At 38.4% G+C, this 23,464-nt stretch carries 28 protein-coding genes; 13 read left to right on the top strand and 15 right to left on the bottom strand.

What is annotated here, in order from left to right; genetic code table 11:
- Positions 1-12 precede the first annotated feature (12 nt).
- On the top strand, positions 13-312 hold the full coding sequence (locus IE867_RS03610; RefSeq protein ID WP_192483417.1) for a hypothetical protein: 300 nt from the start codon (positions 13-15) through the stop codon (positions 310-312).
- Here the strand turns inward: IE867_RS03610 and rlmH are convergent.
- The 3 genes from rlmH to IE867_RS03625 all read right to left on the bottom strand — a co-directional run bounded on the left by rlmH (position 303) and on the right by IE867_RS03625 (position 3,027).
- Entirely contained in the window at positions 303-740 is a 438-nt protein-coding gene (gene rlmH / locus IE867_RS03615) for a 23S rRNA (pseudouridine(1915)-N(3))-methyltransferase RlmH (RefSeq protein WP_235998602.1), read from the bottom strand. The two genes, IE867_RS03610 and rlmH, sit on opposite strands and share 10 nt — an antisense overlap.
- 29 nt (positions 741-769) lie before the next feature.
- Positions 770-1,543: a peroxide stress protein YaaA gene (yaaA, locus tag IE867_RS03620; RefSeq protein ID WP_192483419.1), complete on the bottom strand. Its 774-nt coding sequence runs from the start codon at positions 1,541-1,543 to the stop codon at positions 770-772.
- Positions 1,544-1,818: 275 nt separating this feature from the next.
- On the bottom strand, positions 1,819-3,027 hold the full coding sequence (locus tag IE867_RS03625; protein ID WP_192483420.1) for an MFS transporter: 1,209 nt from the start codon (positions 3,025-3,027) through the stop codon (positions 1,819-1,821).
- Positions 3,028-3,257: 230 nt separating this feature from the next.
- On the opposite strand from IE867_RS03625, the gene IE867_RS03630 reads away from it, so the two are divergent.
- On the top strand, positions 3,258-4,136 hold the full coding sequence (locus IE867_RS03630) for a LysR family transcriptional regulator (RefSeq protein ID WP_192483421.1): 879 nt from the start codon (positions 3,258-3,260) through the stop codon (positions 4,134-4,136).
- Here the strand turns inward: IE867_RS03630 and IE867_RS03635 are convergent.
- The 7 genes from IE867_RS03635 to IE867_RS03665 all read right to left on the bottom strand — a co-directional run bounded on the left by IE867_RS03635 (position 4,122) and on the right by IE867_RS03665 (position 9,214).
- On the bottom strand, positions 4,122-4,523 hold the full coding sequence (locus IE867_RS03635; protein WP_192483422.1) for an HIT family protein: 402 nt from the start codon (positions 4,521-4,523) through the stop codon (positions 4,122-4,124). The genes IE867_RS03630 and IE867_RS03635 overlap by 15 nt on opposite strands.
- Positions 4,501-5,265: a 3-deoxy-manno-octulosonate cytidylyltransferase gene (kdsB, locus tag IE867_RS03640; protein ID WP_192483423.1), complete on the bottom strand. Its 765-nt coding sequence runs from the start codon at positions 5,263-5,265 to the stop codon at positions 4,501-4,503. Before kdsB ends, IE867_RS03635 begins: the two co-directional genes overlap by 23 nt.
- Positions 5,258-5,446: a Trm112 family protein gene (locus tag IE867_RS03645; protein WP_192483424.1), complete on the bottom strand. Its 189-nt coding sequence runs from the start codon at positions 5,444-5,446 to the stop codon at positions 5,258-5,260. The genes kdsB and IE867_RS03645 overlap by 8 nt, the downstream gene beginning before the upstream one ends.
- Positions 5,447-5,449: 3 nt before the next feature.
- On the bottom strand, positions 5,450-5,674 hold the full coding sequence (locus IE867_RS03650) for a sulfurtransferase TusA family protein (protein WP_192483425.1): 225 nt from the start codon (positions 5,672-5,674) through the stop codon (positions 5,450-5,452).
- Positions 5,674-6,750 (bottom strand): tRNA (5-methylaminomethyl-2-thiouridylate)-methyltransferase, encoded by a 1,077-nt coding sequence (locus IE867_RS03655; RefSeq protein ID WP_192483426.1) that lies wholly within the window; start codon positions 6,748-6,750, stop codon positions 5,674-5,676. The genes IE867_RS03650 and IE867_RS03655 overlap by 1 nt, the downstream gene beginning before the upstream one ends.
- Positions 6,751-6,856: 106 nt before the next feature.
- A complete protein-coding gene (locus tag IE867_RS03660) occupies positions 6,857-7,195 on the bottom strand; it encodes a YraN family protein (RefSeq protein ID WP_192483427.1) in 339 nt (112 codons plus the stop codon).
- The gene (locus IE867_RS03665; RefSeq protein WP_192483428.1) at positions 7,196-9,214 is read right to left on the bottom strand and encodes a M3 family metallopeptidase; all 2,019 of its coding nucleotides are present in this window, start codon (positions 9,212-9,214) and stop codon (positions 7,196-7,198) included.
- A 94-nt stretch (positions 9,215-9,308) separates the two neighbouring features.
- On the opposite strand from IE867_RS03665, the gene IE867_RS03670 reads away from it, so the two are divergent.
- The 3 genes from IE867_RS03670 to IE867_RS03680 all read left to right on the top strand — a co-directional run bounded on the left by IE867_RS03670 (position 9,309) and on the right by IE867_RS03680 (position 10,949).
- Positions 9,309-9,953, top strand: a complete 645-nt coding sequence (locus tag IE867_RS03670) for a site-2 protease family protein (RefSeq protein ID WP_192483429.1) — start codon at positions 9,309-9,311, stop codon at positions 9,951-9,953.
- A 16-nt stretch (positions 9,954-9,969) separates the two neighbouring features.
- The gene (locus IE867_RS03675) at positions 9,970-10,341 is read left to right on the top strand and encodes an Mth938-like domain-containing protein (RefSeq protein WP_192483430.1); all 372 of its coding nucleotides are present in this window, start codon (positions 9,970-9,972) and stop codon (positions 10,339-10,341) included.
- Positions 10,342-10,487: 146 nt separating this feature from the next.
- A complete protein-coding gene (locus IE867_RS03680; RefSeq protein WP_192483431.1) occupies positions 10,488-10,949 on the top strand; it encodes a TUL4 family lipoprotein in 462 nt (153 codons plus the stop codon).
- A 53-nt stretch (positions 10,950-11,002) separates the two neighbouring features.
- Here the strand turns inward: IE867_RS03680 and IE867_RS03685 are convergent, their stop codons facing one another.
- Entirely contained in the window at positions 11,003-11,653 is a 651-nt protein-coding gene (locus tag IE867_RS03685; RefSeq protein WP_192483432.1) for a 4'-phosphopantetheinyl transferase family protein, read from the bottom strand.
- 203 nt (positions 11,654-11,856) lie between these two features.
- On the opposite strand from IE867_RS03685, the gene IE867_RS03690 reads away from it, so the two are divergent.
- From IE867_RS03690 to IE867_RS03700, 3 genes are all read left to right on the top strand, one after another.
- On the top strand, positions 11,857-12,096 hold the full coding sequence (locus IE867_RS03690) for a hypothetical protein (RefSeq protein WP_192483433.1): 240 nt from the start codon (positions 11,857-11,859) through the stop codon (positions 12,094-12,096).
- Between the two features lie 49 nt (positions 12,097-12,145).
- Positions 12,146-13,888 (top strand): proline--tRNA ligase, encoded by a 1,743-nt coding sequence (locus IE867_RS03695; protein ID WP_192483434.1) that lies wholly within the window; start codon positions 12,146-12,148, stop codon positions 13,886-13,888.
- A 107-nt stretch (positions 13,889-13,995) separates the two neighbouring features.
- Complete coding sequence (locus IE867_RS03700) at positions 13,996-14,970, top strand: KpsF/GutQ family sugar-phosphate isomerase (protein ID WP_192483435.1); 975 nt, start codon at positions 13,996-13,998, stop codon at positions 14,968-14,970.
- A gap of 102 nt (positions 14,971-15,072) precedes the next feature.
- Here IE867_RS03700 and IE867_RS03705 read toward each other — a convergent pair whose 3' ends face one another.
- On the bottom strand, positions 15,073-15,330 hold the full coding sequence (locus tag IE867_RS03705; protein WP_192483436.1) for a helix-turn-helix domain-containing protein: 258 nt from the start codon (positions 15,328-15,330) through the stop codon (positions 15,073-15,075).
- Positions 15,331-15,532: 202 nt separating this feature from the next.
- Here IE867_RS03705 and uvrB point away from each other — a divergent pair, with 202 nt between their 5' ends.
- From uvrB to glnD, 3 genes are all read left to right on the top strand, one after another.
- A complete protein-coding gene (gene uvrB / locus IE867_RS03710; RefSeq protein ID WP_192483437.1) occupies positions 15,533-17,554 on the top strand; it encodes an excinuclease ABC subunit UvrB in 2,022 nt (673 codons plus the stop codon).
- Between the two features lie 134 nt (positions 17,555-17,688).
- Positions 17,689-17,901: a hypothetical protein gene (locus IE867_RS03715; RefSeq protein ID WP_192483438.1), complete on the top strand. Its 213-nt coding sequence runs from the start codon at positions 17,689-17,691 to the stop codon at positions 17,899-17,901.
- A gap of 112 nt (positions 17,902-18,013) precedes the next feature.
- Positions 18,014-20,563: a [protein-PII] uridylyltransferase gene (glnD, locus tag IE867_RS03720; protein WP_192483439.1), complete on the top strand. Its 2,550-nt coding sequence runs from the start codon at positions 18,014-18,016 to the stop codon at positions 20,561-20,563.
- A gap of 1 nt (position 20,564) precedes the next feature.
- Here the strand turns inward: glnD and IE867_RS03725 are convergent, their stop codons facing one another.
- Positions 20,565-21,350 (bottom strand): enoyl-ACP reductase FabI, encoded by a 786-nt coding sequence (locus IE867_RS03725; protein WP_117001521.1) that lies wholly within the window; start codon positions 21,348-21,350, stop codon positions 20,565-20,567.
- A 415-nt stretch (positions 21,351-21,765) separates the two neighbouring features.
- Between IE867_RS03725 and IE867_RS03730 the strand changes: the two genes are divergently transcribed.
- On the top strand, positions 21,766-22,395 hold the full coding sequence (locus IE867_RS03730; RefSeq protein WP_192483508.1) for an LOG family protein: 630 nt from the start codon (positions 21,766-21,768) through the stop codon (positions 22,393-22,395).
- 26 nt (positions 22,396-22,421) lie between these two features.
- Positions 22,422-22,670: a hypothetical protein gene (locus tag IE867_RS03735; RefSeq protein WP_192483440.1), complete on the top strand. Its 249-nt coding sequence runs from the start codon at positions 22,422-22,424 to the stop codon at positions 22,668-22,670.
- Between the two features lie 55 nt (positions 22,671-22,725).
- On the opposite strand, the gene IE867_RS03740 is transcribed toward IE867_RS03735, so the two are convergent.
- Together IE867_RS03740 and IE867_RS03745 are read right to left on the bottom strand one after the other, a co-directional pair.
- Entirely contained in the window at positions 22,726-22,965 is a 240-nt protein-coding gene (locus IE867_RS03740) for an Arc family DNA-binding protein (RefSeq protein ID WP_192483441.1), read from the bottom strand.
- On the bottom strand, positions 22,958-23,371 hold the full coding sequence (locus IE867_RS03745) for a putative toxin-antitoxin system toxin component, PIN family (protein ID WP_192483442.1): 414 nt from the start codon (positions 23,369-23,371) through the stop codon (positions 22,958-22,960). The genes IE867_RS03740 and IE867_RS03745 overlap by 8 nt, the downstream gene beginning before the upstream one ends.
- Positions 23,372-23,464: the final 93 nt, after the last annotated feature.

Consider the following 23,464-nt stretch of genomic DNA (forward strand, 5'->3'; position numbering starts at 1 on the left):
ACTGCAAGATATATGAAATTAGCTAATGAAGATGATGCCCTCAAACTGCCGATCAAGATCCGTGATCACAAAGGGCAATTAACGATTATCTATATTTCTTATTCAGATGATGGTATTACTTTTAGCTATCTTGAAATGACCGCAACCTACCCTGAAGAGCTTAATATTCATGGTTGGCTTGAGTCAGTGACCAAAAAGAAGATTATGCATTTCCCCAAGAATCTTGATTTCATTTATGAGGAATGTGAGCAAAACCCTGACAATATATTAAACATATTCCATCATTATTTCTCAGCAATTCGCTATTTATGATAGGGATGACCCTGTAAAATTGTCCACGCACGATAGATCTGCTCGGCAAAAATAATGCGTACAATCGGATGCGGGAAGGTCATTTTTGACAGCGATATTTTCTCCTTTGCCAAACGTTTGATCGAATCATCAATTCCATCTGGGCCACCGATCAAAATCGCAACGTTTGGTGTGTTTTGCTGCCAGTTTTCCATTTTTTGCGCAAGCTCTTCAGTACTAATAAGCTTTGATTGCACATCCAAAATAACTAAATGATCTTGCTCATTCAGCTTGGATAATACTGTTTTCGCTTCTTGTGCCAACCATCCATCAATTGAACCTGTTTTTGTGCGCTTGGCAATAGGTAACTCAACCACCTGTAACTGAACAGATGATCCCGTTAATCGCTTTTGGTATTCATTAACGCCCTCTTGTACCCACGCTGGCATTTTCTCACCTAGGGCAAGTAGCTTGATCCTCATGGTTTGACTCGAGTAAAGCAAAATGATTTATCGCGCGAGAATTCTGGATTAAAGACATAACCATCATAATCAAAGCCTTTAAGCGCTTCTATATCATTAATGTTATTGTCGATAATATAGCGCACCATTCGACCACGCGCACGCTTGGCAAAAAGCGCAATGGTTTGATATTTATCTTTATGGAATTCTTTAAAATCAACTTCAAGCCATGTCGCTTTAATCATTTTCTTATCAATTACTTTACTGTATTCATTCGATGCTAAATTAACGATTACTTGGTGATTATTCTCTTTAACAATGCCATTTAACTTCTTTGTTAACCTTTCTCGCCAGAAATCATATAGCAACACATCATCGATATAAAACTTAGTCCCCATTTCCAAACGATATGCCTGAATTAAATCCAATGGTCGAATCAATCCATATAAGCCTGAAATCATTAGCAAATGCTCTTGCGCATAATCAATTTGTGCCGGTGATAAAGTAAGCGCATCCAAACCTCGATAAACATCACCTGTAAAAGCAAATAATGCTTGCTTAGCATTGTCTTTGCCGTAGTGATTGCCATCAAAGTTGATATACATATCAAACACACCTTCTGCAAGCTTTGGTGATATCTTCATTAAATGCTCAAACTCATCTGGCGTATAATGTTTAAGCTTAGCCACGAGCTGCTTTATTTGCTCAGCGAATAATACATTACTGGTAAGCTCTGTTGGCGCATTCTGACTGAAATCTTGACTTTTTGCCGGTGAAATAAGACTTAGCATCATCATTTTCCATTTTAAAACATTTTCCACATTGTAACAAAACTCGCTGCCAATAAAACATAAAATCCCAACTGCCAGAATTTTCTGGTATAACAAGCATTCGTTTTTTAGAACAACAACTAATATGAAGATATTTCACCACTTTAAATTTACGCTTACTTTATTGCTCATAAGCCAACTTGCTTTTAGCTATACCCCCAAGGCGGGAGATCTATTCTTTCAAGATTTAAATTATTCGTAGGCATTTATATCTCCTTTTTTGTTCTGATTTAATTTTAAATCCTCTTTTTTTGATTGACTTCCTTCCTATCTAGGGAAAATAAACGCATTATCAACATCAAACAAATCACTGAAAAAACTAAAACAACCTCAGCTAATCCGCTAATTGAAACAATTCCAATAGCACCAAAAATAAAGGTGAAACCACTTGATAACAAAATAAAGCATGCTCCCATAAATGCATTTGCGCTGCCGGCTTTATGCGCAAAATAACCAATACAAAGCGCAAAAAAATTAGGAAAGACCACTCCTCCAGCTAACATACTGATAAACATAAACACACACAACAGCCATAAATGCTGTCCAAATATAAGTGGCAGTAAACCCAAAAAAAGACACGATAAAATTGAAATGATCATTGCCACATACATTTTATAACGATTAAATGTCTCACTATAATGCAAGAAAAATCGATTTAACATATTCCCCAAAAACCAACCAAATCCCATTAAAAGTGCCGTTTTCCCAAACGTAATCGACGAGTAGCCTAAAGTATTGTCAATCACAAAAACCCCAATGACACTAAAGATAACTAAAAACGAATATAACAATCCCAAACATATTGTACCTAGCACAAACCTGTTATGGCACGCCATCTCAGCATATCCCATAAAACTGGATTTTAATGAAAGTGTTGTTTTTTGTTTAAGCGTTTCGCGATACATAAAACATGTTAACAAAGACATTATCACTCCATACATACTAAGAAAATAAAAAGGTGATCTCCAACCTAAATAATGCTGCAAATACCCTCCGATAAATGGAGCAACTATCGGCCCTAGTGCCCAGATTATTGTCATGTAATTCATCATTTTCTTATATTCACTTCCTTTGAACACATCTGGAATAATTGCTCTGGCACTAACACCTGCTAATGAAATACATACACCTTGAAAGATTCTAAATAGTAAAAACAAATAAAAACTCGTTAATAATGTCATAGCATAGGAGACAATAACGAAGCCAATCAACCCAACAAGCATCGGTGCTTTTCTGCCAAATCTATCTGTAATAGGACCTGCAAACAACTGAAAAATACCAAATGATAATAGATAAAATGATATGGAGTATTTAGTTAGCACCTCTGAGACAGAAAATGCATTGGCTATCGCTGGCAAAGAAGGTGCATACAAATCAATACATAAACCGGACATTGGTACAATAAGAAAACAAACTAGCGCAAATTGAATTTCGTTTAGACGCATAAATATTACCTCTATTATTTTTTATTGCTCCCATTGTAAAACCAAGCTACTCTTATTATAAGCGCCATACAAGTTAATCACATTTAACCATTGGTTAATAATTTTCCTAAAAGCAACCAGATTGAACTTTATAAAATCTATAAAATAACAATATAATCTCCTTAAGTAAGCTCATCTTGTAAAAACGGAACTCAACAATGCCCAGTACTTACCCCTTATCATTAAGTAATATGGAAGCTTTTATCACCGTCGTGCGACTGGGCTCATTTAGCAAAGCGGCCAAATACTTAAATGTTAGCACTGCTGCAATCAGTAAAACCATCCGGCAACTTGAATCAAGCATCGGTATAGCACTTTTGATACGTACAACAAGAAGTGTAAAGCCAACTGCAGAAGGCCACATTCTTTATCAGCAATTTAATAAAGTGATGATTGAAACTGACATTACAAAAGAAATTATTGAGCATATCAATGACTGCCCAAACGGTGTACTTAAGATAAACTGTAATCCAATGTCTTATGAAAAATTTATACTGCCAATCATTACTATTTATCGCCAACGTTTTCCTCATGTTCAGGTTGAGTTAATTCACCATGAACACCCGATCCATTTCAATGATTTTTCTATCGATATTATTTTTGGCTCCAGCTGGGTCATGCAGGAAAATATTATTGCACGCAAAATCATGACAACTCGCGATATACTATGCGCATCGCCTGAATATATTAAAACTCATGACTTACCAAAAACACTTACAGAGCTATCAGCAAAACCTCATCTGTTTATTAAGCATGCTGGACGTCCACATTTAATTCGAGGGGCTGAAGAAATTGAACATCTCAACATTGGCATGACGATCAATGATATGGAGTTCATTAAAAAGGCTACCATCAATAGTCTAGGAATTGCACAGTTCCACGAGTATTTTGTTGAAAGTGAAATTAAAAATAACCAGCTCATTGAAATTCTATCAAATGAATATAACTCAGATATTGACTTATATATATTCTACAAAAAAGATCCTATCGTTTTGCCTAAAGTTAGATATTTTATCGATGTTTTTTTTGAATTGTTCCCAAAGGCTCATAGCAGCTTAAACAAGCTTTAGCAAGCTCGAAATGAGACTATCTTTTTGATGTGGCACATACGCTTGGCTTTTGCTGTTACCCCACACTACATCAGGCCAACAAAAATCATCCTTTTTGCGTCCGATCACATGAATATGCATTTGTGAGACTACATTACCAATCGTTGCAACATTGACTTTATCAACGCGCAAATCCTCTTTGAGGAAACGAGATAACGTATTAATCAAAGCATTGAGTCTTAGTTGCATATCAATATCAAGCTCAAACCATTCGGTGACGGTCACTTTAGGTACGATGAGAAACCACGTCACCAGTGCATTGTTTGATAATCGTAATTGAATATCTCCAAGATCTTTGATGAGACTGCTGGAATCAGCCAAAGCTTTATCGAGCACAAAAGCTGTCATACATCTTCCTTACTTTATCTAAATCAGCTTGTGTGTCAATCCCAGGAGGCGTTGACGCCTTAGCTTCAGCAATTGCTATTTTTTGATTATGCCATAACACACGTAACTGCTCTAAAGATTCAATTTGCTCTAACAGACTTTTTTCCATCCGTGCATATACCTTTAGAAAACCCGCGCGATAGGCATATAAACCAATATGACGATAATGATCTCCCATCTTAATCTCATCTTGGTCAAACACACCACGCTGCCATGGAATCGGTGCTCTTGAAAAATACAACGCATATTGCTCGCGATTAAATACAACTTTTACGCAATTTGGATCATGAATTTCATTTTCATCAGTTATTCGCTCACATAAAGTTGCCATTACCGCTTGCGATCTATCCACTAACAAATCAGCAGCTTGAATCACATTCTCCATCGGAATTAATGGCTCATCCCCTTGGATATTAACAACAATATCCTCATCAGCTATTGCTAATTTATGCACGGCTTCAGCCAAGCGATCAGTGCCTGATTGATGATCTACTGCCGTCATGCAAACTGTCGCACCAAAACTGTGTGCTACCTCCTGAATTTCTTCACTATCTGTTGCAATCACCACTTGCTCAAAGCCACATTGTAATGCGCGCTCATAAACATGCTCAATAATGGGTTTGCCTGCCAAATCAAGTAACAACTTATTGGCAAGGCGACTGGATTGCAAACGCGCTGGAATAATAATATGGCGCTTACTCATAGTGCTTGACTTCTTCAAGCGTTAGCTTCTGGGCTTCTTCTAATAGCATACGCGGTACGCCATCAATAATGGGGTATGCCAATTTATCCGCTTTACACACAAGCATCTTGTTTTGTTTGTCATATATCAATGATGATTGACATTCAGGACATACTAAAATACTTAATAAACCTTGATCCATTTGTTACGCCTTAATCACAAAGATGAATTCATTATCTACTTCAAGTTGTTCTAAGATAGCATAGCCATTGATCTTACACCAAGCAGGAATATCATGCTTGACACCCGGATCGGTACACGTCACTTTTAAGTGCTCACCTGCAGTCATCTTTTTTAATGCATTTTGCGTTTTAATCACAGGCATCGGACATAATAAGCGACGTAAATCTAGCTCAACATTAACCTCCATCAGACATACCACGCTTGCTGTACTTCATCAACGGTAAAAGGCTTCACTGTATGCTCACGTGCAACACCATCAGGATAAGCAAAGCGCACAGTCACTTCGTCAGCTTCTCTTCCTTGTGAGAAGCGCGCAATAATTCTGGCAACAAATGCTTCATCTTGGGTGTCAAAGTTGCCATCGATCAATGTCAGTGGTCCGCCATGACTTTCAACGGTGATATGTGGAAACTGACGCTTATAACCATTTAAAAAGTTATTTTCACCTTCTTCGCGGGCAATAATCAATTTAAACTCTGGCTTTGGACGCAAGTGACGACCAACTTTCAACAACATAATGTCATCAAAATCATAATCACGCTTGTCATTACGACCTTTCCATAAATCAACCAACTTGTCCGAGTATTGCTTATCGGTTAAAAAACAGCAACCACCTGCAGGAGTCGCATAATCAACAAAACCATATGAACTGGCTAGCTCAAATTGCGGTGTGCGATTGCGCCCGTGAAAACCAAATAGCTTTTCACGATCAACCCACCCTTCGCGCTCAGGCTTGGTTTCAGGTAGATTTTTAGCACATAATGGACGCAATAATAAATCATCGATACCTGATTGCTTTTGAATAACTGGCATGGTGTCTTTACGTTGCGACATCGGACGCTGACCAATGACCTCACCGGTAATAATGAAATCGAAACCATTTTCAAGCGCCCATTCTTTGGCTTTTTTGACCATGAAAATCTTACAATCCAAACACGGGTTCATATTGGCTCCATAGCCATATTTTGGATTTAATAACACATCTTTGTACTCTTCGATTACATCGATAATATGCAATTTTATCCCAAGCTGTTCAGCAACCCATAAGGCATTGTTGCGTTTTTCTTTGCTTTGATCTTTCTTACGAATGGCATGAGTATGCCCTTCGACACAAAACCCAGTGAAGAAATTAATCCCTTCAACATGAATGCCTTGATCTGCAATCACCTTGGTTGCCAACATGGAATCTAAACCACCAGAAATAAGCGAAACCGCCTTATATTGCTTAGGTTTTTCTGAATGAGAATTATGTAATGATGTCATTTATTATATTGAGTCTACTTTAAAATTTGCGCACATTGTACGCGCTATAGACAATTTTTTCATTATTCAAATGAAACTTTCTATAACTTTCTGTCGAAGTATCTGTTTAAAAAGCTGCTTGTACCCACTGGATGTCATCTCCTGTAATGCCGATGACATCAAAGCGGCATTCGGCATGTTGATAATCTCGATGTTGCTGCAGAAAAACTTGCGCTGTTTTACGCACTTTTATCTGTTTAGATTTTGTCACCATTTCTAATGCCGAGCCAAACTGTGCTGACTTTCGCGCCTTAACCTCAACAAATATCAATACATCAGCAATTTGACCAATCAGATCGATCTCACCTAATGGTGTTAGAAAATTCTTGGCAATTAAGTGAAAACCTTGATTCTCTAGAAACGTTAAGGCTCTATTTTCCGCCTCACCACCAATGGCTCTACTCATCTAAAGAATACCATTATGACGCAGTAGTGCATCAACTGAAGGTTTTTGACCTTTAAATTTCTCAAATAGCTCGGCCGCTGGTGCTGAACCGCCCGTCTCCAGGATAATTTGCATAAATTTCTGACCAATGGTTTTGTTTAATACGGATTGACCCTGTTCAAACTCAGCAAAAGCATCACTGGATAACACTTCCGCCCACTTATAACTGTAGTAACCTGCGGCATAACCACCTGCAAAAATATGTGAAAAGCCATTTTCAAAGCGATTAAACTTAGGCACCTCTAACAATGCTGTTGATTGGCGCACATCCTCTATTATTTGATGGATATCTAAACCCTCTACACTACTTTGGTGTAGTTGCATGTCAAACAGTGCAAACTCCAGCTGACGCAACATCGCTAAGCCTGATTGATACTGACGTGAGGCAACTAGCTTCTGAAAGAGCTCTTTTGGTAAGCTTTCTTTGGTTTCAACATGCTCTGACAGCAATTGTAACCCTTCCTCGCACCAGCAGAAATTCTCCATAAATTGACTTGGTAACTCAACGGCATCCCACTCAACACCATTAATCCCTGAAACAGGCAAATGCTCTACTTGAGTTAAGATATGCTGCAAGGCATGCCCAAATTCATGAAATAAAGTCAATACATCATTATGCGTCAATAACGCATCAGCACCTTCATTGGCGGGCATAAAGTTACAAGTAACATACGCCACAGGTGTTTGCACTGAATGATCAAGACGCTTATAGCGCGTACGACATTCATCCATCCACGCACCATCACGCTTGTGTGCTCTTGCAAAGAAATCAACTAAAATTGCCCCACGAAGTTGCTTTTCTTCATCGTAAAACTCATATAAATCTGTTTGTGGATGGTAGCGATCCCAGTCATCACGTTTTTTTGCTGTGACACCATAAAGAGATGATAATACACTAAATAAGCCTTTCATTACATGGTTTAAAGGAAAGTAAGGACGCAGCTCTTCAGAGGTAAAATCATAGCGTGCCTTTTTCATTTTATCTGAATAATACACGCTATCCCATGGTTTAAACTCATCATCCAATCCAGACGCTTTAGCAAATGCTATAAGCTCTTGCAGCTCTTTTTGTGCATGTGGTTTTGCCTTTTGTAGCAAATCATGCATAAAGTGCATCACCTCATCAACTGAGGTTGCCATCTTCGTTGCTAATGAGACTTCAGCATAGTTTTTAAATCCTAAAAGTCGAGCTTCTTGTGCTCTTAAGCGCATAATCTCTTGCATAATCTTAGCGTTATCAAAGCTTTTATTGTCCGCTTCGCTCGAGGCACGCGTGACATAAGCTTTATAAAAGGTCTCGCGCAGCTTGCGATTATCTGCTTGCTGCATTACAGAAATATAGGTTGGTGCGTCAAGACCTAAGATAAACCCATCTTTTTCTTCTGTTTGCGCCTTTAAGCGCGCTTGCTCTTTAACACTGTCTGATAAACCTTTTAATTCATCTTCATTTAATGTGTGATAATGCCACGCCATCGTTGCATCAAGCACATTGTTCTCAAAATCACTTTGTAACTTGGCAAGCTTAGTAACGACTTGCTCAAATTCCTGACGCTTGTCACCTTCTAAGTCCACGCCTGATAATTTAAAACTGCGAATAGCATCATTAATCGCCTTAATCTGCGCTTGATCTAAAGATTTATCACGTTGCAAAATAGTTTGATATGCCTTTAACATACGCTCATCTTGTGCAGTTTGTGTTGAATATTCTGATATTTTCTCAACACAATACTGATAGACTTCGCGCAACTGCGGTGTGTTCTTAACGGCATTTAAATGCCCCAAAGGGCCAAAAGTTTTGCTAAGCACATCTTCGGCTTCTTCCAAAGGATAAATAAAATTATCCCATGTGTAATTACTCTCTTTAAGTAATTGCTCTTTTAAATCACGACAATACTGAATGCACTTTTCCACTTCAGTCTTGGCGCTATCAATGTCTATTTGTGAAAACTTGGGTAAATCTAATGTAACTACATCGCTCATCTGTATGTTCCTTGGCATAAATTCTTCATTCTGCTAAGGCTTTATAATACACTTATTTCACTGCGAAAAAATATGAAAAAAGCACTAATAGACAATGCCTGCTGATCTTAACACTTATTTAACAGCTTTTGTGATGTTTATCATCCCAATGCTCTTTGCTATCACACTACATGAAGCAGCACATGCCTACATCGCCAAATTACGCGGTGACAAAACCGCCTATCTTATGGGGCGAGTTACTTTAAACCCGATTAAACATATCGATATTCTCGGCACGATCATTCTGCCAACTGCAATGTTTTTATTAGGTACTGGTTTCTTATTTGGCTGGGCAAAGCCTGTGCCTGTTAATTTTAACAACCTCAAAAAGCCACGCCAAGATATGATTCTTGTGGCAATTGCCGGACCTTTAGCCAACTTCATTATGGCAATTATTTGGTTTTTGCTGTGGAAATTTGTACCAAACTTTGGTTTCCATCAGATGGCACAATTTGGTGTCATACTCAATTTGATGCTAATGGTATTTAACTTATTACCCATTCCACCACTTGATGGCAGTCGTGTTATTAGCGCATTATTACCTTATAAAGCAACGCTACAGTACAACCGTTTAGAGCGCTGGGGATTTTTGATCGTGCTTTTGCTGCTATTTATTCCTTTTGGTCAATCAAACTTACTGGCAAGCATCTTGCTACCACTGATTAATAAACTCTATTTACTCATTCAATTTATCTTTTAATTTAAAGGCATCAACAATGCAATTAGAACATGAAAAACCGGATTCACCAATTTTTGTTAAACACTACAAGTCTGGCGAGCTAACACTTCCACAACAAACATTCTCTCACAGCGTGATTATCACACCTGAGGCAATTATTAATGATAATTGGAATGTAAAATCTATTGATGAGCTTAATCTTGATACCATTGATCCACTTATTGAGCTTGATGTGCATGTTTATCTTCTTGGCACCGGTGCAACATCACAGATTCCAACGCAAGAAATCATCATTGCTTTTGCCCGCCTAGGCAAATCCATTGATTTTATGGACTCAGCTGCCGCATGCCGCACTTTTAATATTCTAGCAAATGAAGGACGCCGTGTTGCCGCTGCTATCATTGTCTAACATCAAAATACTCGGCATAAATCAATTTTTCGCCACTTTTTATTAAATTTTCTCTAACCTCCTTGATATCTTTTTGCTATACGCTAGGATTAGGTCTATAGTAATCAGTGATTCTTATAGGTTCATACAACAGAAGGAAGACAACGATGAGAAAAATCACACTACTTGGCATTGTTTCTAGTGCCGCATTATTATCTGCTTGTGCCACATCACCTAAAGCACCGGCGCCACAAAGCACAGATGCATCTGTTACAGCAATGTCAACACCAGCATCAGTCACCTCAAATAGTAGCTCATTGCCAAGCTCAACAGTTAAACTAAGCGCCAAAGATGGGCGTTTAGTTGCAAAGATTTATACTGACTGGAATGGCGCCAAACAAGGGGATTTAAAACTTCACTGGGTTGCACCTAGCCAATCGCATTGCGTGAGCACAACGTTCCCAATTATGAAATACAAAGAAGCCAGTGATTACTCTTGGGCTTATAGAACGCTTGCCCATCAAAGCGCTAATGGTTCAATATCATGTCCAGGTGTATGGAAAGCTGAAGTGGTGTACACACCAACCAAAGCAGTTGTTGGCCAAGCTGAGCTTAACGTTTCTCAATAAAGTGCGACAGCACCTCAGCAGTAACTTTTCTATCCATTAATACGCTTTAAATTCTACAAAAATTTTAATCTAACCTTACTGTTACTTCTCTCAAAACTTAAACAAAGCAGCGTGTTACTATCTAACTGTTGATGGAAGTAATAGTTGTCTTGAGCATTTTTCTTTTTGCATTCACCACTTTCATTGACTTCAAAAATATAACGATTTAACCCATTAGCAATCCCCTCACCAGTTAGTTTCAGACTTGCTTCTTTATATGCCCATAGCCAATAAAACACATCTTTTTGCGCACTTTCATCCTTCTTAGCAGCAATCAAGCCATACTCGCTCTGTGCAAAATACTGCTTTGCTATCGCTAGCACATCGATTTTTTCTTTTTTAGTCTGTACATCAATACCAACACGCTGCCCTTTAGCAATTGCTATAACAGCATAATCACGCGTATGACTAATATTAAAATCGATCATACTATCAACGAGAAATGGTCGGCCATTTTTGGACTTTGAAAATCGCAGATCAGTAGGAGTAATACCTAAGCACTCACTAAACAACTTATAGCGCAACCATTGCGATGCAATATACTCAATACGCTTGCGCTCCAATTTCAAGCCTCTGGCATAATCTCTAATTTCAAGCGGTAATATATTAAGTGCTTCCAGCGCATCAAATTTGTTTAGATTTAGAACAAATATATCAATCATCATTATAAGCTTATTGAACAGATTCATCTTGATTTCATAGTTAAAATAGAAATTTAAACGTAAACTTGCAGAAATGAAAGCATTTCAGGCACTTGAGGTATCTTATATTAATCCTTGGGAATATTAGCATTTAATTAAACGCGACTACCCAACTGCATGCTTGCATTATATAATTAACATAGTTTACCTAATTGGAGGCAACCACCATGAAACAAAAACTTCGTTATATCGCTGATGCTATCTTCTTTCTTGCTTGCATTACCTTTATTGCCTCACTTACCTCTATTTTCTATTTCAACAACTTTAGTATTATCGTTAAAGGGCACGTTGTTTATTGGGTTTACGCGGCACCCTTGGCACTATTCTTATATGCTTTTTTGCGCAACCGGCTATTAGCGGATAAACCAAATGGCACAAATTCCGAAAATCCGCTTGAACCGACTTAAAAAACGAGCTAACGTAACCTCACACATTGCTTTTCACAAGATTCTAAATATGAGAATATCGCAAACCTTACTTGCCACTGAAAAAGAAACACCAAAAGACGCTGAATTAATTAGTCATCAGTATATGTTACGTGCTGGCTTAATTCGCAAACTTGCCTCAGGCATTTATCAATGGCTACCTACAGGCATGAAAGTGCTACAAAAAGTTCAAACAATTGTTCGCGAGGAAATGGATAACGCAGGCGCCTGTGAGATTTTAATGCCTAGTATATTGCCTGCTGAGCTATTACAAGAAACGCACCGTTGGCAAAAATTCGGTCCTGAGCTTCTCAAAATACAAGATCGCCACCAGCGTGATTTTTGCTATGGACCAACACATGAAGAGCCGATTGTTGACATTGCACGCAAAGAAATTAAAAGCTATAAACAATTACCCCTTAATCTATATCAAATCCAAACAAAATTCCGCGATGAGATACGTCCACGCTTTGGTGTGATGCGCTCACGTGAATTTATTATGAAAGACGCTTATTCATTTCATAGCAATTATGATTGCTTAGAACACACCTATCAGAAAATGCATCAAGCATATTGTAATATCTTAACGCGTATGGGGCTTAAGTTTCGTGTCGTTAATGCTGATGCTGGTGCCATTGGTGGCAGCAAAACACATGAGTTTCAAGTACTTGCCGCAGCAGGCGAAGATATTGTTTGCTACAGCAATCAAAGTGATTATGCTGCCAACATTGAAATGGCAGAGTATTTAAAGCCAGATCTCACAACACGCAAGTCTCCTTCTCAATCACTTGAAAAGATCGCAACACCTAACTTAAAAACCATTAGCGATATTTGTCAGCAGTTTGACTTATCACCTGAAAACACGATCAAAACAATTATTATCAAGGACAGTGATAATACACTCTTTGCCTTAGTGCTACGTGGAGATCATGAGTTAAATGAGATCAAAATCGAAAAGTTACCTCAGATAAACGCACCTTTTACTTTTGCCACCGAAGCCGAAATACAACAAGCATTTAATGCGAATATCGGCTCTTTAGGTCCTGTTAATTCACCGATTAAAGTGATTGCTGATCATAGCGCTGTCATGTTACACGACTTTGTATGTGGTGCTAATGAAGATGACTTCCATTTCTTTGGTGCAAACTGGGATCGCGACATTAAAGGCTATGATGTTGCTGATCTTCGCAATGTGGTTGTCGGCGATATATCTCCTGATGGTAAAGGTACACTTGAGCTTACCAGCGGCATTGAAGTTGGGCATATTTTCCAACTGGGTGATAATTATTCCAAAGCGATGAATGCGAATATTCTAGATGAAAATGGTAAAAAGCAAGACCTTATCATGGGCTGCTATGGTTTTGGTGTCACACGGATTGTTGCAGCAGCAATCGAGCAATCGCATGATGATAATGGCATTATTTGGCCAAGTGAGATCGCGCCGTATGACATCTCGATCATTCCAATGAATATGCATAAATCAGCTAAAGTCTTTGAGGTTGCCAATAAACTTTATAATGACCTTAGAGCTGCCGGCTTTGATGTGTTATTTGATGATCGCAAAGAACGCCCTGGTATTATGTTTGCTGATGCGGATTTAATCGGTGCGCCACATCAACTTATCATTGGTGAACGCGGACTAGAAAATGACATCATCGAATACAAATGCCGTAAAACACAACAAAAATCTGAGATCTCTTATACCATTGACGCTGTGTTGCAAAGGGTCTGCGCTAAGCAAACTGGCAAAGCAAAATTAAGCCCATGCCACTAACCTAATTTAGTTTATGCAGGGTACAACCCATCGCAAACCATTTTGACTTTCTCTTATCCTCACTTACAATAACACGCATTGAAAATGCTTTATTATTTGATTTTGTTATGTCAAACAACCATCCTTTTGCTCAAGACGCACTAAAAACAATTAATCTAGAAATAGAAACGCTTGAACAGCTTAAAAAACATATTGATGATAGTTTCATCGCCGCATGTGAGTTGATTCTCAAATGTCAGGGCCGCGTGATTATCATCGGCATGGGCAAATCAGGCCATATCGCCTCAAAGATTGCAGCGACTCTTGCCAGCACGGGAACACCTGCATTCTTCGTCCATCCGGCTGAGGCGGGGCACGGTGATTTTGGCATGATCACACGTCAAGATATCGTCATTGCCATTTCAAACTCTGGTTCAACCCCTGAGCTAACCTCATTAATCCCGATGATTAAGCGCCTTGATATCCCACTTATCGCCATATCTAGCAAACCGCAGTCAGCATTGGCGCAAGCAGCAGACATTGCCCTTAACCTCGGTGTTGAAAAGGAAGCTTGTCCACACAATTTAGCACCCACATCAAGTACAACAGCAACATTGGTACTGGGTGATGCCTTAGCGATTGCGTTATTAAATGCTAAAAACTTTAGTGCGGAAGACTTTGCTAACTCACACCCAAGTGGTGCATTAGGCAAGCGTTTGCTGTTAAAAGTATCCGATCTTATGAAAAGCGGTACATCTCTGCCCATTGTTACATCTCAAAGCACATTAGAAGATGCTATTTTAGAGATCAGCTCTAAAGGCTTAGGAATGACACTTATATCTGATGATAACAAAACACTCAATGGCATTTTTACCGATGGTGATTTGCGTAGAATCTTTCAACAATCCCTTTATCAAAAAGGGCTCAATATCTCTGATGTTATGGGCAAAAGACCAAAGACAATTACCGAAGATGCGATGGCAATTGAAGCATTAAGCCTTATGAATCAATTGAAAATTACCACATTAGCGGTTTTGAATCATCAAAATGAAATTGCTGGGATTATCCATATGCATGACTTAGTGCGTGAAGGCATTGCCTAAGTAAGTAGATAACTTTAATTACCCCTCACCCGCGCAGCCTACGCTGCACGACCTCTCCCGCATGGGTCGAGGTAATCATTACTGCAACTTTTTTCATTATGACTAACTTGAAAAATCCAATACAAAAATATCATACTTTTTGATTTTAGATTTCAAAGTCGCAGGACTTATGCCCAATACTTCAGCGGTATTACTTAAATGAAATCCAGTATATGCTAAAGTTGCCTCAATTAAGCCGCGTTCAATTTCCTCAGTGACTAGATTTAACATAAAACGTGGCTCATCTTGCGGATTACGTCTTGCTTCTTCATAACGCATCTCAGCAATGGCATAAATAAATCTTTCTATATTACTACTCATGACGAATATCCTTATCTAAGTTTGTTACCTCTCTTGTAATTTAAAGATAGAATCAAATTTAAAGCTTGCATAAAGAGATCAACACTTTGATGCTTGCGTTTTCGCTGAAATAACTGTAGTCAAATTGCTATGTTTTAATGTCACAAAGATGCATTGCTTTGCTATCATGACTTGTGTTTGAATTGAAATTAGCGACCTTACGATGCACTTAGAGAGAAAACAAAATGCCTTTGAACTCCATACAAACTACACTCCCGCGGGAGATCAGCCAACGGCAATTGCATCCTTAACTCAAGGTTTGAAAGAAGGCTTAAAACATCAAACATTACTTGGTGTCACCGGCTCTGGGAAAACCTATACAGTGGCTAATGTCATTGAAAGTGTTCAGCGCCCTACTTTGATTCTTGCACACAATAAAACACTTGCTGCACAATTATATGCCGAGATGAAACAGTTTTTCCCAAAGAATGCCGTTGAATATTTTGTATCGTATTATGATTATTATCAGCCAGAAGCTTATGTTGCTGCATCAGATACTTATATTGAAAAAGATTCATCGATTAATGAACATGTTGAGCAAATGCGTTTATCAGCCACCAAAGCGATTTTAGAACGCCAAGATGTAATTATTGTGGCCACTGTATCAGCAATCTATGGCTTGGGCGATCCTGAGCAGTATATGCAAATGCTACTGCATCTTAAAGCAGGTGAGCAAATCGATCAACGCAGTATTTTAAGACGCTTGAGTGACATGCAGTATCATCGCAATGATATGGATTTCTCACGTGGAACATATCGTGTGCGTGGCGAAGTTATCGATATATTTCCTGCAGATTCTGATAAAGATGCCGTAAGAGTTGAGCTATTTGATGATGAGATTGAGAGTATTAAACTCATCGATCCACTTACTGGCAAAATCACAGCAAACACCTATCGCGCAACCATATTTCCAAGTACACATTATGTCAGCTCAAAAGAGCGCCAAAAAAGCATGGTGGAAGAAATCAAAGATGAATTACGTGAGCGTGTTGCGTATTTTCAAAAAGAAAACCGCTTGATTGAAGCACAACGCATTGAGCAGCGCACATTATATGATATTGAAATGATTAATGAACTGGGTTACTGCACAGGTATTGAGAATTATTCACGCCTTTTGTCGGCTCGCGCACCAGGTGAGCCACCACCGACATTATTGGATTATTTACCGCAAAATGCATTTATTGTAATTGACGAATCACATGTCACCATACCGCAATTTGGCGGCATGTACAAAGGAGATCGCTCACGCAAAGAAAATCTTGTTAATTATGGCTTTCGTCTGCCTTCAGCATTAGACAATCGTCCACTTAAATTTCATGAGTTCGAGGCATTAGTTACCCAAGCAATTTATGTTTCAGCTACACCTGCTGATTATGAGAAAGAACATCAACAAAATATAGCTGAACAAGTTGTGCGTCCAACAGGATTACTTGACCCGCTAGTTGAAGTCAGACCTGTAAACATACAAGTAGAAGATGCCTTATCTGAGATAAACAAAGCAGTGGAAAAAGATGAGCGCATTCTTATCACAACCCTTACTAAGCGTATGGCTGAGGATCTCACGGACTATTTATCTGAACACGGGGTTAATGTCCGTTATCTTCATGCGGATGTTGACACCGTTGAGCGTGTTGAGATTATTCGCGATCTACGCATGGGCGTCTTTGATGTATTGGTTGGTATCAATCTATTACGTGAAGGTTTAGACATGCCTGAGGTCAGCACGGTTTTAATCTTTGATGCGGATAAGGAAGGTTTCTTAAGATCAGAGCGCTCACTGATTCAGACTATTGGTCGTGCTGCACGTCACGTTAATGGCAAGGCCATTTTATATGCCGAGGTGATTACCGGATCAATGCAACGCGCGATGGATGAAACATTGCGGCGGCGCAACAAACAACAGCAATTTAATATTGATCACGATATTACGCCGACATCTATTAAAAAGAAGGTTGGAGATCTGTTAGAACTATCACCTGAATTTGGAAAAAAAGCAGCCAAAAATAATGCCCGTAAAAAGGTTAAAGATATTGCCATTGATGAGATTCTTGGTGTGAAAGAAGCCGTGACACTCGTTAAGAAACTTGAAAAAACAATGAAAGAACATGCGCGCAATCTTGAATTTGAACAAGCAGGAAAAATGCGTGACCAAATCAAAACCATCAAAGAAAGGTACTTATTGTAGACAGTTAATGACTTTATAATTGACTAAAATGGCGTATTTTTTACAAGATTTGAGAAAAAATCTACTTATCTATGGTTAATATCTCACAAATTTGTGCTACAATCTCTGCATTACAATAGCTACAACGGTGTACGATGAGATTTTTACTATGTCTTGCAGCATTCGCAACAATGCTCTACAGCAACAGCTATGCAGCAGAGCGAATAATCACAGAGATGAATATTCCAACAACGCTATCATTTATTCCACAAATTGTACAAGATCACCCAATCATTGCGCTCGTTGTTGCACTTACTGTTATCTCTTATCTGATCCTACGCATTCGCAGATTTCTTAGAAGCAAATAGCCCTGTCTAATAGCTACACCATTCGTTAATCATTTGCGATGTTTCATTGCCTAGCAGTTTGTAATGAGTATAAAATCTAGAGTTATTCTTATCGTAAGCTTTTATCTACATCATGATGAAACAACACTGCCAGAGTATTATGCACGATGTCACAGAGATTTTTCTTAAGAAAAAACACTCTATCTATAAGACATTGCTCATTTATAGTAAGCGCATCGATAAACTATTGATAGAATATTTTCCGCAACAAATAGCCCATATTTCTCTGATCGCCATTGGTGGCTATGGTCGTCAGGATCGCGCTTTATATTCAGATCTTGATTTATTGTTTTTGGCGGAAAATGACCAGGCACTAGAAAGTCCCGAACTTTTGGCATTTATTCAGGAATTACAAAGTTTGCCAATTAAAGTTGGCTATTCAACTCATAGCATTAACAGCATCATACAGTGTGCCAATGATGACATTAATTTACTTACTGCTATTTTGGATGCGCGTTTTATCTGTGGCAATAACACACTATTTGACACATTTAAGTCATTGGTTGAAAGCAAACAAAATCTTCCTGTTCATCGAGATTTTATTTATAGCAAATATGCTGAGCAAATTGATCGTGACAATAACTTCCCAATTAACCAACAGCCCGATCTTAAAAATACTGTGGGCAATCTGCGCTACTTACAAAGTATTCACTGGCTATTGATTTACCTTCATCCTAATGTCAATTTACATTACCTTGTTGAGCATCACTATATTACTGCAGACGAGCTAACGAGTTTAAGTAAGGCACATCGTTTACTTTCTGCTATTCGCTTTTATTTGCATATTTTGTATCAGCGTGAGCAAAACGCCTTGCTAATCGATAAGCAACTTATGGTTGCTGATTTTTTTGGCTTCAAGCACAAGAAGCCACATAAAAGCATTGAGCTATTTATGCAGCATTATTACAACAGTATTCGTCATGTTAAGCTTATCAATCGTATTATTTTCCACGAGCTAATGGCATCACAAGTAACCAGCAATGAGATCGCACTTAGCGAAGGTTTTAGTATTTATGGTGGTATTTTAAAGCATGCACAAAACGACTACCCTAGCCATATAAATAATATTTTGATGCCTTTTAAATATTTTTGCCAACACAAAGAGATTAAAACACTTGATGCCCATATCGTTCGCAACATACTGCAACTACTTTCACAATCATCTAAAAAAAACTTTCTTTCTAACCAAACATTACAGCAACAATTTTTAGCGATTTTCACTTACCCATACAATATCAAAGGTGCGCTAAGTATTATGATGGATTTAGGGATTGTGGAAAAAATCATTCCAGAGTTTGCCATTAGCAAAGGGCAGATGCAGTTTGATCTATATCATCAATACACTGTTGATCGCCATACAATTGAGGTTATTAGCAACCTACGCAACATGCGAACGACGAACTTTGCGCAAGATTTTCCACTAGCCTATCAAGTGATGCTTAAACATCCCGCGCAACGATTATTGTATATCGCCGCATTCTTTCATGATATTGGCAAAGGATCCGGTGTCGATCATAGTAAGTTCGGTGCACGTCTTGTGCAAAAATATGCTGAAACTTGGCGTTTAAAACAAGATGAGATCCATTTGCTATCATGGTTGGTTAAACATCATTTGGCATTTTCGAGAATGGTCAAAAAAGAAGATATTTATGATGGTGCGATTATCACGCAATTTGCTGAATTTTGCCAAAGCCAATACTATCTGGATAGCTTGTTTCTTTTGACCATTGCCGATATTAAAGGTACCAACCCCACATTGTGGAAGCGTTGGCAACAGACGATGTTTGAGCATCTGTATACGCGCACTAGTGAGTTATTAAGCAAATCCGTCAACTTATCACTTAAAGAGCAAGTAAACGAAACGCAAAAGAAAGTTTTGGCACAGCTCGAATGCACTGATCACAATGCAATTAAAGCATTATGGCAATACCTACCTGCGCGTTACTTTACAGAACAGGCATTAGCCACCTTGATATGGCAAAACAACTTACTCTACCAATATGTGATAGAGAACAACCAGTCCCTATCAATCCATACGCACTTTGATCACAGTTTGAATCAAACGCTATTACTTATTTTAGCTTCAGATAAAGAGATTAGACTGTCTGCACTCTGCTACTTGCTATATAAAGCAAGCATCAACATCACGGAAGCAAGTTTTTTTAAGCTCCTTGAGAATAAAATGATTTATCAATTTAACGTCACGAATTTAAATTATCATCCATTGCAAAGCGAGCAAGAACTACTATGGCTAGAGCAACATTTAAAAGCACAGTTGACACATCAAAAAATTGATTATAAACCGGCTAAATTAAATGCATTAGTCGATAAATCAACCACAAAGCGCCTTAAGAAAAACATTCAATGGCTCAGCCCTCGACATAAAAGCTATAGCAAAGTAATCGTAAAACACCCTGATCGACCAGGACTGTTAGCCGCCCTTTGTTATTTCTTTGAAATACACAATCTCCGTATTATTCGTGCACGGATTCACACATCAGGATTCTCAATTGAAGACAGTTTTTATATTACAGATAGTAATGATCAAGCCATTGCAAAACAAAGTAAGCGTCAATTACTGACACATAAATTTTTGAAATACCTAAAGACACTGGATGAGTAAATTACTCCATCCCACCCATGCTCACACAATGATAACCGGCATCAACATATACCACTTCACCAGTAATGCCGCTGGCAAGATCAGATGCTAAAAATGCCACTGTGTTGCCGACTTCAATAATATCAACATTACGCTTAAGCGGTGCCACTTGCGCATTATAATCTAACATTTTTCTAAAGCTCTTAATCCCTGACGCTGCCAATGTGCGAATTGGTCCTGCTGAAACGGCATTGGCACGAATACCTTCAGCACCTAAGGATAATGCAGTATAACGCACGGTTGCCTCAAGTGACGCTTTGGCAATCCCCATCGTGTTATAGCTTGGCATCGCACGTTCTGCACCTAAATAAGTTAATGTCACTAGAGAGCCATTACGATTTTGCATCATGCTACGTCCCGCCTTTGCTAATGCCGCAAAGCTGTAAGCACTAATATCATGTGCAACCTTAAAGCCTTCGCGATTAACCGCTGAAATAAAATCACCCTCAAGCTGATCAGCTGGCGCATAAGCTACTGAATGGATAATGCTATCTAAGCCATCCCATTTTTTGCCAAGCTCAACAAATACATTATCGATTTGCTCATCATTGGTAACATCACATTCAATTAATGCCGCTGGATTGTAATGTGCAGTCAACTTCTCAATACGCTCTTTAAAACGCTCATTTTGATAAGTAAATGCAAGCTCAGCACCCTCGCGATGCATAGCCTCCGCAACACCGTAGGCAATCGACTTATTACTTAAAAGACCGACGATTAAAACTTTTTTACCTGTTAAAAAACCCATCATGTTTCCTTTTGTTTTAATGATATGCTTAATTGGCGCTTATTATGCAATAATTTCTTAAATTACGCAGCACCTAACATAGCATATACCCACCACAAATCATTTTGCGGTGTTTAGTTGCAAAGCAATTTGTGAGGATTTTGACAAGTTGGATTGCAGGCAATAGCTAGGACTATTGCCAAAATTCAACTTGGTAAAAGCAAGGAAAGTGCAAAGCAAGCAATTCTGCAAAATGGTTTGTGGTGGGTATCTACTTACGTTTGTGTTACCATATTTCACTATTACTATGGAATACGATAATAAAAAAATGAACAAAACAAGAAAAACCGTTCACCCTCGCTCACATACCGATGCAACAACTTATGGCAATGTTCACTTCGACCAATCACGTGCTACTTGGAATATTTTCAAAGTCATGTCAGAGCTCGTCGAAGGTTATGAACGCCTAGATGACATTCAACCAGCTGTGAGTATCTTCGGCTCAGCGCGCTTGCCAAGCAGCTCACCTCACTTTAAAGATGCCGAGGAAATTGCCCACAGATTATCTAATGAAGGCTTTAGCATCATTACTGGCGGCGGTCATGGCATTATGGCTGCAGGTAACATTGGTGCCTCAAAAGGCGAAGGCTTAAGTATTGGTTTAAATATTCATTTACCTTTTGAACAAGTGCCAAACCAACACCAAGATATCTCTTTGCACTATCGCTACTTCTTCACACGCAAAGCGATGTTTGTCAAACACTCAATGGCATATATCGGCATGCCAGGTGGTTTTGGTACATTAGATGAGCTTTTTGATATTGCCACTTTAGTACAAACCAAGAAAAAACGTCATATGCCAATTATTCTCTTTAATACAAGCTTCTGGGGCGGACTGGTTGAGTGGATTAAGACCAAACTTGTTGCTGAAGGCGTTATTAGTGAGGATGACACTGAGCTTTTGATTATGACTGATTCCATCGATGAAGTTGTTGAGATTATCAGTGAACATCATAAGCATAATCAACGCCAAGATATCGACAAAAAACCTGAGTTTATTTTTTAAAACTGAAAGAACATGAGGGAATGACCATGGATTACTTCCATCAAGCCGTGATCAATCTGTATCAAAATATTTATTACGTTATCAGCGCATTCACTGTCATCGTGCATCTTGTTTGCACATTAGCAGTCATTCGTGATTTAAACAACTTCACCAAACATAATGTTACGCCGCAAATGATGCCAGGCTTTGCTTGGACGATCACTGTCCTAATCAGTGGTGTTTGGGGAATTTTTATCTACTGGATTATGCATCATTCAAGCCTTTCGCGACGCTAGCAATAAAAAACAATCTTCGCAATACGGAATGGCGTTGATTTAGGTAGTGGTTCTATCACATCTCATCTTTACTCAAAGGCTTATTATTACTTACATTTTCATCCAAAAAGGCGACTAGCTCATTTGGTGCCATCTTGACGGTGTTTTTGTTAAGATTCGACATTATTTTAGCTAAAGCAACCCTTTCAGATACTGCGCTCATAACAAACTGATTCATAGAGACTCCCTCTATCTCAGCAACTTGTTTTAAATCATCATAGATTGAGTTAGGTAATCTTAATGCAAAATTAGCCATGATAAATCTCCTTTAATATTTTCAAGAATTGTTGTGGAGTTATTACCTCTACATTGAAGTTTTTAGCTCCTTTAAAATCTTTAATATTATGTGTCACAATATAGTCAGCAGCGCAATTTATAGCTGCTTCTAAAACCATCTCATCTTTGTTGTCACAACCTGTTGGTCTATATCTATAAGATATCAATACCTTTTCGGATAGATCAATGTATGATCTTAAGAATTGATCCACAAAGTTATGCTCAAACTTTCTTTTTAATACGGCTTCATATTCACATATTAAACTGACCGATGCGCATGTTATTATTGCACTGTGAGCAATGGATGTTGTTAGTACTTGATATGAGGCACCATTTTTTGAGTAGAGCGCGCTATATATCACATTGGTATCTAATATTATTTTCACAGCATGCCACTGGTCACCATCTAATATTGATATTATATACGATATTATTTATTTGTCATTAAAACTATAAGTTGATGAGAGACTAAGGTACAA

Origin of the sequence: Cysteiniphilum marinum (assembly GCF_014857925.1) — a bacterium.
In the GTDB taxonomy this organism is placed as follows: Bacteria; Pseudomonadota; Gammaproteobacteria; order Francisellales; family Francisellaceae; genus Caedibacter; species Caedibacter marinus.

Bases quoted from the DNA above. Each gene is read 5' to 3' on its own strand.
- IE867_RS03610 (WP_192483417.1), top strand. From the start codon at position 13: ATGAAATTAGCTAATGAAGATGATGCCCTCAAACTGCCGATCAAGATC.
- rlmH (WP_235998602.1), bottom strand. From the start codon at position 740: ATGCCAGCGTGGGTACAAGAGGGCGTTAATGAATACCAAAAGCGATTA.
- yaaA (WP_192483419.1), bottom strand. From the start codon at position 1,543: ATGCTAAGTCTTATTTCACCGGCAAAAAGTCAAGATTTCAGTCAGAAT.
- IE867_RS03625 (WP_192483420.1), bottom strand. From the start codon at position 3,027: ATGCGTCTAAACGAAATTCAATTTGCGCTAGTTTGTTTTCTTATTGTA.
- IE867_RS03630 (WP_192483421.1), top strand. From the start codon at position 3,258: ATGGAAGCTTTTATCACCGTCGTGCGACTGGGCTCATTTAGCAAAGCG.
- IE867_RS03635 (WP_192483422.1), bottom strand. From the start codon at position 4,523: ATGACAGCTTTTGTGCTCGATAAAGCTTTGGCTGATTCCAGCAGTCTC.
- kdsB (WP_192483423.1), bottom strand. From the start codon at position 5,265: ATGAGTAAGCGCCATATTATTATTCCAGCGCGTTTGCAATCCAGTCGC.
- IE867_RS03645 (WP_192483424.1), bottom strand. From the start codon at position 5,446: ATGGATCAAGGTTTATTAAGTATTTTAGTATGTCCTGAATGTCAATCA.
- IE867_RS03650 (WP_192483425.1), bottom strand. From the start codon at position 5,674: ATGGAGGTTAATGTTGAGCTAGATTTACGTCGCTTATTATGTCCGATG.
- IE867_RS03655 (WP_192483426.1), bottom strand. From the start codon at position 6,750: ATGACATCATTACATAATTCTCATTCAGAAAAACCTAAGCAATATAAG.
- IE867_RS03660 (WP_192483427.1), bottom strand. From the start codon at position 7,195: ATGAGTAGAGCCATTGGTGGTGAGGCGGAAAATAGAGCCTTAACGTTT.
- IE867_RS03665 (WP_192483428.1), bottom strand. From the start codon at position 9,214: ATGAGCGATGTAGTTACATTAGATTTACCCAAGTTTTCACAAATAGAC.
- IE867_RS03670 (WP_192483429.1), top strand. From the start codon at position 9,309: ATGCCTGCTGATCTTAACACTTATTTAACAGCTTTTGTGATGTTTATC.
- IE867_RS03675 (WP_192483430.1), top strand. From the start codon at position 9,970: ATGCAATTAGAACATGAAAAACCGGATTCACCAATTTTTGTTAAACAC.
- IE867_RS03680 (WP_192483431.1), top strand. From the start codon at position 10,488: ATGAGAAAAATCACACTACTTGGCATTGTTTCTAGTGCCGCATTATTA.
- IE867_RS03685 (WP_192483432.1), bottom strand. From the start codon at position 11,653: ATGATGATTGATATATTTGTTCTAAATCTAAACAAATTTGATGCGCTG.
- IE867_RS03690 (WP_192483433.1), top strand. From the start codon at position 11,857: ATGAAACAAAAACTTCGTTATATCGCTGATGCTATCTTCTTTCTTGCT.
- IE867_RS03695 (WP_192483434.1), top strand. From the start codon at position 12,146: ATGAGAATATCGCAAACCTTACTTGCCACTGAAAAAGAAACACCAAAA.
- IE867_RS03700 (WP_192483435.1), top strand. From the start codon at position 13,996: ATGTCAAACAACCATCCTTTTGCTCAAGACGCACTAAAAACAATTAAT.
- IE867_RS03705 (WP_192483436.1), bottom strand. From the start codon at position 15,330: ATGAGTAGTAATATAGAAAGATTTATTTATGCCATTGCTGAGATGCGT.
- uvrB (WP_192483437.1), top strand. From the start codon at position 15,533: ATGCACTTAGAGAGAAAACAAAATGCCTTTGAACTCCATACAAACTAC.
- IE867_RS03715 (WP_192483438.1), top strand. From the start codon at position 17,689: ATGAGATTTTTACTATGTCTTGCAGCATTCGCAACAATGCTCTACAGC.
- glnD (WP_192483439.1), top strand. From the start codon at position 18,014: ATGATGAAACAACACTGCCAGAGTATTATGCACGATGTCACAGAGATT.
- IE867_RS03725 (WP_117001521.1), bottom strand. From the start codon at position 21,350: ATGGGTTTTTTAACAGGTAAAAAAGTTTTAATCGTCGGTCTTTTAAGT.
- IE867_RS03730 (WP_192483508.1), top strand. From the start codon at position 21,766: ATGTCAGAGCTCGTCGAAGGTTATGAACGCCTAGATGACATTCAACCA.
- IE867_RS03735 (WP_192483440.1), top strand. From the start codon at position 22,422: ATGGATTACTTCCATCAAGCCGTGATCAATCTGTATCAAAATATTTAT.
- IE867_RS03740 (WP_192483441.1), bottom strand. From the start codon at position 22,965: ATGGCTAATTTTGCATTAAGATTACCTAACTCAATCTATGATGATTTA.